Here is a 9,399-nt window from a genome sequence, read left to right on the forward strand (position 1 = left end):
AGGGACGCGAAGCGGCCCCAATAACGGCTCCAAACACGGGCCAGCAAGAAGCGTTCCGTGCTGCTGAAAGGATTCTACCCTACACGAACTGCGCTGCGGCGTTCGCTGATGCCCAGGCCCACTGGAAGTTGAAACCGCCCAGGTGGCCGGTGACATCCAGCACTTCACCGATGAAGTACAAACCGGGGCTTTTCAGCGATTCCATGGTCTTGGACGACACCTCGCGGGTATCCACGCCGCCCAGGGTCACTTCGGCGGTGCGGTAGCCTTCGGTGCCGGCCGGCACAACTTGCCAGTTCGCCAGCTTTTCGGCGATTTGCGCCAGTTCCGCCGGGGTGTACTGCTTCATCGGTTTCGACTCGAACCACTGCTCGGCCAGCAAGTTAGCCAGCTTGCGAGTGAAGACCTCGCCCAGCACGGTCTTCAGTTCGGCGTTGGCGCGCTCGGCCTGCATCTGTTGCAGCCAGGTCAGCGCATCGCGGTCGGGCAACAGGTTGATCTCGACCGTGTCACCGGCTTCCCAGAATGACGAGATCTGCAAGATCGCCGGACCGCTCAGGCCGCGGTGCGTGAACAGCAGGTTTTCGCGGAAACTGGTGCCATTGCAACTGGCGGTACAGTCCAGCGAGGTGCCGGACAATTCGGTGCACATCGCCTTGAGTTGGGGCTCGGTGATGGTGAATGGCACCAGCCCGGCGCGGGTTGGCAGCAGGGTGTGGCCGAACTGGCGGGCCACCTGGTAGCCGAAACCGGTGGCGCCCAGGGTCGGGATCGACAGGCCGCCGGTGGCGATGACCAGCGACTGGCAGGCGAACTGGCCGCTGCTGGTCTGCAACAGATAGCCGCTTTCGGTCTTCTCGATCTGTTCGATGCTGGTGTGCATGCGGATCTCGGCACCGGCCTCGTCACACTCGGCCAGCAGCATGTCGAGGATGTCACTGGCCTTGTTGTCGCAGAACAGTTGCCCGAGTTTCTTCTCGTGGTAGGCCACGCCGTGCTTGCAGACCAGCTCGATGAAGTCCCATTGGGTGTAGCGAGCCAGCGCCGACTTGCAGAAGTGTGCGTTGTGCGAAAGGAAGTTGGCCGGCTCGGTGTACATGTTGGTGAAGTTGCAGCGCCCGCCGCCGGACATGAGGATCTTCTTGCCTGGCTTGTTGGCGTGGTCGAGCAGCAGCACCCGGCGGCCGCGACGGGCACTGAGCTGGGCGCACATCAGGCCGGCGGCGCCGGCGCCAAGGATGATCACGTCGGTGGAGTGCACTGTATGAACCTTCAGAGTTGAAATGCTGAACCCTGTGGGAGCGGGTTCACCCGCGAATGCGATGGTGCATTCACTGCCGCATTCGTGGGTAAAACCGCTTCTACAGGGGATTTGCCTGGCATTTAGATAATGCGGACTTTCAGGGCGCGGCCCTTGATCTTGCCGCTGTTCAGCCGCTGCATGGCCTGCTTGGCCAGCGCCCGCTCCACGGCCACAAACGCCTGAAAGTCGAAGATGGCAATCTTGCCCACCTGCTTGCCCGGGATGCCGGCATCACCGGTCAAGGCCCCCAGGATGTCGCCAGGGCGCAGCTTGTCCTTGCGGCCAGCGGCAATGCACAGCGTGGTCATCACTGGCAGCAGGGGCTCGCCGCCCTTGTTTTTCAGGCTGTCCAGCTGGTCCCAGCGCAGCGGGCTCTTCTGCAGCGCTTCGATGGCCTGGGCGCGGTGGCCTTCGGCCGGTGCCACCAGGCTGACCGCAATGCCTTTCTCGCCGGCGCGGCCGGTGCGGCCCACGCGGTGCACGTGGATTTCCGCATCACGTGCCAGTTCCACGTTGATGACCATGTCCAGGCCATCGATGTCCAGACCGCGGGCGGCCACGTCGGTAGCCACCAGCACCGAGCTGCTGCGGTTGGCGAACATGGTCAGCACCTGGTCACGGTCGCGCTGCTCCAGATCGCCGTGCAGGGCCTGGGCGACGATGCCCTTGGCGGTCAGGTGGGCAACCACGTCCTCGCATTGCTGCTTGGTGAAGCAGAACGCTACGCACGACTGCGGGCGGTAGTGGCCGAGCACGCGGGTGACGGCTTCCAGACGTTGTTGCGGGTCAATCTCGATGAAACGCTGCTCGATCTGGTTGTCGGCGTGCAGGCTCTCGACCTTGACCTGCTGCGGGTTGCGCATGAAGTCGGCGGCCAGTTGCTTGATGCCGGCCGGGTAGGTGGCAGAGAACAGCAGGGTCTGACGGCGCGACGGGGTCTTGCCGATGATGCTGGCGATGGCGTCGAAGAAGCCCATGTCGAGCATGCGGTCGGCTTCGTCCAGTACCAGGGTGTTCAACCCGTCCAGTACAAGGGTGCCTTTGTCCAGGTGCTGCTGGATGCGCCCTGGAGTGCCGACGATGATGTGTGCGCCGTGCTCCAGCGACGCGATCTGTGGGCCAAGCGAAACACCGCCGCACAGGGTCAGGATCTTGATGTTGTCCTCGGCGCGGGCCAGGCGGCGCAGCTCCTTGGCCACCTGGTCGGCGAGCTCGCGGGTAGGGCAGAGCACCAACGCCTGGCAGCCGAAGTAGCGCGGGTTGATCGGGTTGAGCAGGCCGATGCCGAAGGCGGCGGTCTTGCCGCTACCGGTCTTGGCCTGGGCGATCAGGTCCTGGCCTTTGAGGATGACAGGCAGGCTCTGGGCCTGGATAGGCGTCATCGAGGCATAGCCGAGGGCGTCCAGGTTGGCCAGCATGGCAGTGGACAGCGGCAAGGTAGCAAAGGCGGTGGATTCGGTGGTCACGAGGCGGGCCTGCGTTGCGAAGCGAAAAATGCCGCACAGTCTACCAGCCTCGTGGCCATTCGCCCTACGACTCCATGTGTTGTTCCGGACGACGGGCACGCCTTCCGTCCGTCGGCGCCAGTTGCAGGAAAATCGCCGCCGCCAGCATGGCCATTACACCGATGGTGACGAAGGTCAGCTGGAACGCGCCCAGGGTGGTTTCCACGCCCTCGGCGCTGCCTGCCGCAGTAAAGCCACCCAACAGTGCGCCGGCGCAGGCCACGCCCAGGCTCAGCGAAAGTTGCGCGACCACCGACAGCAGGCTGTTACCGCTGCTGGCGCTGGCATCGTCGAGATCGATGAGCGTCACTGTGTTCATCGCCGTGAACTGCATGGAGTTCACGGCACCCAGAAGGCCAAGTTGCACCAACAGCAGCCAATAGGGCGTCTGCTCGTCCACCAGGCCGAGGCTTGCCAGCAGGATGCCCAGCAGCAAGGTATTACCGGTCAGAATGATGCGATATCCGAACCGTTCGATCAGCGGTCGGGCAATGGACTTGGCCAGCATGGCCGCCACCGCCAGCGGGATCATGCTCATGCCTGCCTGGGCGGGTGAGTAGCCCAGCGCGACCTGCAGCAGCAAAGGCACCAGGAAGGGCAGAGCGCCGCTGCCCAGGCGGGCGAACAGGTTGCCGAGGATGCCGATGGCGAAGGTGCGCACGCGGAACAGGCTGGGCGAGAACAGCGGCTCCGGGTCGCGCCCGGCTCGCAGCCAGTACGCGGCCAGGCAGGCCATGCCGGCGAACAGCAGCAACATTACCCGCAAGTGCGGCAGGTGCAGCTCGCCCAGGCCTTCCATTGCAATGGTGATCAGTACCATCGCTGCGCCAAACAGCAGGAAACCAGGGCCGTCGAAGGTGGTGCGCTCGGCGCCGCGCAAGTCCGGGATGAACTTCCACACGGCAATGCAGCCAAGCAGGCCGACTGGCAGGTTGAGCAGGAAGATCCAGTGCCAGCTGAGGATTTCCACCAGCCAGCCACCGACCGTTGGACCCAGCAATGGCCCGAGCAGGCCGGGGATGGTGATGAAGCTCATGATCCGCACCAGCTCGCTGCGGGGGTAGGCGCGCAGCACCACCAGCCGCCCGACCGGCAGCATCAGTGCACCGCCCAGGCCCTGCACTACGCGGGCGAAGATCAGGAAACCAAGGCTGTTGGCTACGGCGCACAGCAGCGAACCAAAGCTGAACAGCAAGATGGCACTGAAGAAGATGCGCTTGGTGCCGAAACGGTCGGCGATCCAGCCGGAGGCAGGGATCAGCAGGGCCACGGTGAGCATGTAGGCAATGATCACACCCTGCATGCGCAATGGGTCTTCGGCCAACGAGCGGGCCATGGCTGGCAGCGCAGTGTTGAGGATGGTGCCGTCCAGGGACTGCATGAAAAAAGCGATGGCCACCACCCAAGGGATCCAGCGGGCGGTGACGGGGTCCAGCGGGGTGCGTTCGGGCATGACTTCCTCGTTTGTCAGTGCCAGCCTCTTCGCGGGTACCCGCTTCTGCAAGGGTTTGGCGCCCCCTGTAGGAGCGGGCTTGCCCGCGATAGGGCCATCAATGCCTATTACAATGTCAGGGTCAGGCCTTTGACCAGCGCCCCGGGCAAATGACTCGACCCAGTACTGCGCTGCCCATAAGTACTTGTGGACAGGATCATCTCGCGCTCTTGGGTCAGGTCCTCAAGCTGGCTGCCCAGCAAGCTGTACAGGCTGTCATCGAAGCGCATGGTACTCACCGGCCCCTGGATCTGCCCGTCTTCTACCCAGAAGGTGGCGAAGCGGGTCAGCCCGGTCATGCGCGCCGCTGGCAGGTCCGAGTAGTTCAGGTACCACAGGTTGCTGATGTACAGGCCGGTGCCCAGCCGCTCAAGGATCTGCGCACTGGCCAGATTGCCCGGCGCCAGGCTGAGCGCACAGGGCGACTCATAGCCGTCGGCGCCATTGGCCTGCAGTTCGAACTCGGCCGCACTGCGCGCACTGATCAACCGCTGCCGGGCTTCGCCTTGCTGGATCAGCGGCACATCCAGGCGCGGCGCACCTTCATCGGAAAATGCCGGGCTAAGTGAGCCACTTACCTGCTCGGTAAAACTCACCAGCGGGCTAAGCCGTGCATCGCCGTTGTACAGGCGCTGCAGAGCGCTGTTGCCAGTGGCCAGGGCTTGCGCGGAAAAGCCGCCCCAGCACAGCATGCCGGCGACTTCGTCCATGGCCGCAGGTGCAAGGTAGGCGCGGTAGGTGCCGGGCTTGAGGGTAACTGCCGGGCGACCGAGGAAACCCAACTGCTCTCGTGCTTGGCGCAGGCGCGCGGTGAAGTCGTCGGCACTCCAGGCCTGGCCGGCATAGTTGGCCTTCACCGCCTGGCCATTAGCGTGGAACAGGCTCCAGTCGACGTTGAAACTGTTGGCCTGGTGCCAGCCGAAGGCGCCGAACGAGCTGGCGAAACCCCGGCAGACCGGGCCGGCGGCATGGATGCCGACCAGGTCCAGGTCGCCTGCTTCACGCTCGAGCAGATCCAGTACTTCGCTCAGTGCGGGCAGGGGGTGTTCCTGCAGGCTATGGCTGTGCCAGGCATTTTCGTCCAGGCGCAGGTAAGGGTCGAGGGCAAGCAGCGGCAAGGTCTGGCGCAACTGCTCGAGCGCAACGTTCAGACGCTGGCGATCCAGTTGTGCGTCGCCACTCAAGGTCACCTGTTGTTCCGCCTGGCGCCCATTGCGCACCAGTCGCAGTTGCGCACAGGCCTGGCTGACTTCGCCGGCCTGGCGCACCTTGGCATGGTTGAAACGCACGAACTGCGATTGCTCGGCACTGTAGCCGAGGGTGAACTGCTCGCCTGCCTGAAGGGCGGCGTGCACATCCCCGACCAGGTTTTCGAAAGCGTACTTCATCAGGCGTCTCCTCCGAATACATCGATCTGGCGGAACACACAGGCCGGCGAGGCGTGGCCGACCCGCACCACCTGATTGGGTTCGCCCTTGCCACAGTTGGGCGTGCCCAGCACCTGGAAGGTACTGTGGTCGCCAACCGCTGACAGGTTTCGCCAGAACTGCGCGGAGATGCCGCGGTAGTTGGGGTTCTTGACGATACCCTTGAGCTCGCCATTTTCAATCAACTGGCCCCATTCGCAGCCGAACTGGAACTTGTTGCGCGCATCGTCGATGGACCAGGAACGGTTGGTACGCATCAGGATGCCGTGCTCGATGCCCTGGATCAGTTGCGGCAGGCTTTGCTCACCAGGCTCGATGTTGAGGTTGGCCATGCGGTCGATCGGCGCGCGGTTCCAGCCGCAGGCACGGCTGTTGGCCACGCCGTCCAGGCCAGAGCGGAACTGAGACAGCGCGCCACCCAGCGGGCGCAGCAGCAGGCCGTCGCGTATCAGGAATGCTTTGCTGGCCGGGGTGCCGTCGTCGTCATGACTGTAGCTGGCCAGCTCTTCGCCAATGGTCGGGTCGAAGGTCACGTTCAGCAGGCTGGAGCCGTACTGCAGGTGGCCGAAGTCGCTGGCTTTGACGAAGCTGGTGCCGGCGTAGTTGCGCTCGTCGCCGAGAATGCGGTCCATCTCCAACGGGTGGCCGATGGATTCGTGAATCTGCAGCATCATCTGGTCCGGCATCAACAGCAGGTCACGCGGGCCATTGGGGGTGTTCGGTGCCAGCAGCAGTTGCAGTGCTTCGTCGGCCACCCGACTGGCCGCGCCGACCAGTCCGCAGCGCTCGATGATCTCGAAACCACCCTGTTGGCCGAAGTTGTCGCGGCCCAGGCTGCGGCTTTGGCTGTCCTGGCCGTCGCTGGCGGTCACCCCCAGGCCCGGAAACAGGAAGCGCTGGGCATGGCGCAGTTCGGCGCCGGCCGAGTTCAGGTAGGTTTGCTCGACCAGGCTCAGCCCCAGGCTGGCCTGCCAATCCACCAAACGGCTGTCCTTGGGCACGCTGGCCGATTCATCGGCGAGCAGGCCAAGGCAGTCGGCGAGGCTGGGTACGGGTTGGTCGAAGTTGGGCGAAACATGGTCGTGGCGTGCGCTGGTCACCGCTTGTTCGCGCAGGTCCAGCAGGCTGTGCCGGGCGATCTGCCGCGCCAGCGCCTCGGCTTGCTCAAGGGCGCGCTGCAGGCCAGCCTGGGACAGGTCGGCGGTGGCAGCGTAGGCCTCCACGCCATTGACCCGCACGGTGAGCATGGCGCCCTCATCCTGGCTGAAGAAGGGTGGTTCGGCGACGTTGCGGCGAACTGAAAGCGCCTGGTGCGACTGTTTTACATGGCGCAGGGAAAACAACTCGGCCGTACTGCGCAGCGCGGCAAAGCGCTGGCGCAGCAGGGCGCTGGAATCGAACATGCGGATGCCTCCGTGTACACGGTGGCTCCCCCTAGAACCACCCGTCTTGCATGGCGAGGCAGGTATCGTCGTGTGCCTCGAGCAATGCCAGCTCATTATGGCAGCCCGGTACTTCCCAGGTCAGGAAATAACGTGCGGCTTGCAGCTTGCCGAGGTAGAAGTCGCGATCAGCAGCGCTTGCCTTGAGCAGGCCAAGCTCGGCGTGAACCGCCTGCTCAAGCCAGCGCCAGCCGATCACGCAGTGGCCGAAGGCCTTGAGGTACAAGGCAGAGTTGGCCAAGGCACCAGCGACTTTGCCTTGGGCCAGATCGCCAAGCAGGGCCAGGGTTACGCCTTGCAGGCGGTTGACCAACTGCTCCAGCGGCTGGCGCAGCAGGTCCAGGTTGGGGTGATGGCTGGCGCGCTCGCCGGTGGCGGCGATCAGGCGGATCAGTTGCTTGAGGCCGGCACCATTGTTCTGCGCCAGCTTGCGGCCGAGCAAATCGAGCGACTGAATACCTTCGGTACCTTCATGGATCGGATTCAGGCGGTTGTCGCGGTAGTACTGCTCAACCGGGTATTCGCGGGTGTAGCCGTGGCCGCCGAGAATCTGGATCGCCAGTTCATTGGCCTTGAGGCAGAACGCCGAGGGCCAGGATTTGACGATCGGGGTCAGCAGGTCGAGCAGGTCCTGCGCCGGTTTGCGGGCGTTTTCGTCAGGGGCCGTATGGGTGTCGTCGAACAGGCGCGCGGCGTACAGGCCCAGATCAAAGGCGCCTTCTACGTAGGCCTTCTGCGCCAGGAGCATGCGTTTCACATCCGTGTGCTCGATGATCGGTACCGCCGGGCTGTGTGGGTCCTTGTTGTCCGGCAGCCGGCCCTGCGGCCGCTGGCGAGCGTATTCCAGGGAGTAAAGGTAGCCGGCGTAACCCAGCATCACCGCGCCCATGCCTACGCCTATCCGCGCCTCGTTCATCATCTGGAACATGCAGGCCAGGCCCTGGTGCGGCTGGCCGACCAGATAGCCGACGCACTGGCCATTGTCGCCGAAGTTCAGCGCGGTCGAGGTGGTGCCGCGCCAGCCCATTTTGTGGAACAGCCCGGCCAGCAGCACATCGTTGCGCGGGCCGCGGCTACCGTCCGGGTTTACGTGGTACTTGGGCACGATGAACAGCGAGATGCCCTTGACCCCGGGCGGGGCGTCCGGAAGCTTGGCCAGCACCATGTGCACGATGTTTTCCGACAGTTCGTGGTCGCCGCCGGAAATGAAGATCTTGTTGCCTTTGAGCCGATAGCTGCCGTCGCCTGCTGGTTCGGCGCGGGTGCGGATGTCGGCCAGCGACGAGCCGGCGTGGGGTTCGGTCAGCGCCATGGTGCCGAAGTAGCGGCCGTCGATCATCGGTTGCAGGAACAGGCGCTTCTGTTCATCGGAGCCGAAGCTCTCGATCAGGTTGGCCGCGCCCATGGTCAGGAATGGGTAGGCTGTGGTGCCCGCGTTGGCGGCCTGGAAGTGGGCGAAGCAGGCTTGCGAGACCAGGCTGGGCAGCTGCATGCCACCAACCTCGAAGTCCCGGTTGGCGTTGAGGAAGCCGGCTTCGAGGAAGGCGTCGACGGCGGGTTTTACTTCGGGAATCAGTTCGGCGCGGCCATCCACATAGCGTGGTTCGTTTTCGTCGGCCTTGCGGTTGTGCGGGGCGAAATACTTCTCGGCGACGGTACGCGCGGTGGTCAGTGCCGCATCGAAGGTTTCACGGCTGTGTTCGGCGAAGCGCGGGCGTTGGGTCAGGGCTTCGGCGTCGAGGACTTCGTAGAGCTCGAAGGCGAGGTTGCGGGGGCTGAGCAAGGTCTCGGGCATGGTGGCGGTCCTGAGGCGGGATGCTGCGAGTGTAGGGGCCTGGTGCGGGAGGGGACAGGTTAATAGGTGTGAGTGATATTGTTTTAGAAAGGGTGAGCGCCATGGCTTTAAGGGGATGGCGTTAGAGGTGCGTCGTCTGGGAGACCGAGCGCCGCCCGCGCGGCGCATCGCGAGCTGCGCTCGCTTCTACGTTTGTTTCGGGCCAGTTATTTCTGGGGATTTGCGCGCGGGCGCTTTGGGGCATGTCGCGATATTGCGCCGAACAAACAAAACGGTCGCGCGCGCCTGTCACGGGCGTTACTGGCCCGAAACAAACGTAGGAGCGAGCGCAGCTCGCGATGCGCCGCGCGGGCGGCGCTCGATTTCAGCAACGGCATAAAACTCACGGCAAACATGCCCTGCCATTGCGCAACCTCATGCCATGCGGTGTGCCAT

Annotated in this window: 7 protein-coding genes; all 7 read right to left on the reverse strand. The window is 64.1% G+C overall.

The genetic code is table 11. The annotated features are described in order from the left end of the window. Positions 1-79 precede the first annotated feature (79 nt). Positions 80-1,261, reverse strand: a complete 1,182-nt coding sequence (locus ACF8EA_RS03255; RefSeq protein WP_274147872.1) for an NAD(P)/FAD-dependent oxidoreductase — start codon at positions 1,259-1,261, stop codon at positions 80-82. Between the two features lie 122 nt (positions 1,262-1,383). Then, a complete protein-coding gene (gene dbpA, locus ACF8EA_RS03260; RefSeq protein WP_235776642.1) occupies positions 1,384-2,721 on the reverse strand; it encodes an ATP-dependent RNA helicase DbpA in 1,338 nt (445 codons plus the stop codon). A 112-nt stretch (positions 2,722-2,833) separates the two neighbouring features. Further along, positions 2,834-4,261 (reverse strand): multidrug transporter subunit MdtD, encoded by a 1,428-nt coding sequence (gene mdtD / locus ACF8EA_RS03265; RefSeq protein WP_021783790.1) that lies wholly within the window; start codon positions 4,259-4,261, stop codon positions 2,834-2,836. A 107-nt stretch (positions 4,262-4,368) separates the two neighbouring features. Continuing rightward, a complete protein-coding gene (locus tag ACF8EA_RS03270; protein ID WP_392521100.1) occupies positions 4,369-5,688 on the reverse strand; it encodes a TldD/PmbA family protein in 1,320 nt (439 codons plus the stop codon). Then, positions 5,688-7,130, reverse strand: coding sequence for a TldD/PmbA family protein (locus ACF8EA_RS03275; RefSeq protein WP_392521101.1), 1,443 nt, complete (start codon positions 7,128-7,130; stop codon positions 5,688-5,690). Before ACF8EA_RS03275 ends, ACF8EA_RS03270 begins: the two co-directional genes overlap by 1 nt. 31 nt (positions 7,131-7,161) lie before the next feature. Beyond that, complete coding sequence (locus tag ACF8EA_RS03280; RefSeq protein ID WP_392521102.1) at positions 7,162-8,964, reverse strand: acyl-CoA dehydrogenase; 1,803 nt, start codon at positions 8,962-8,964, stop codon at positions 7,162-7,164. A 206-nt stretch (positions 8,965-9,170) separates the two neighbouring features. Next, on the reverse strand, positions 9,171-9,399 hold a 229-nt coding region (locus ACF8EA_RS03285), incomplete at its 5' end, for a hypothetical protein (RefSeq protein WP_392521103.1).

It is taken from the genome of Pseudomonas sp. YQ_5 (assembly GCF_043103305.1).
Lineage (GTDB): Bacteria > Pseudomonadota > Gammaproteobacteria > Pseudomonadales > Pseudomonadaceae > Aquipseudomonas > Aquipseudomonas putida_Y.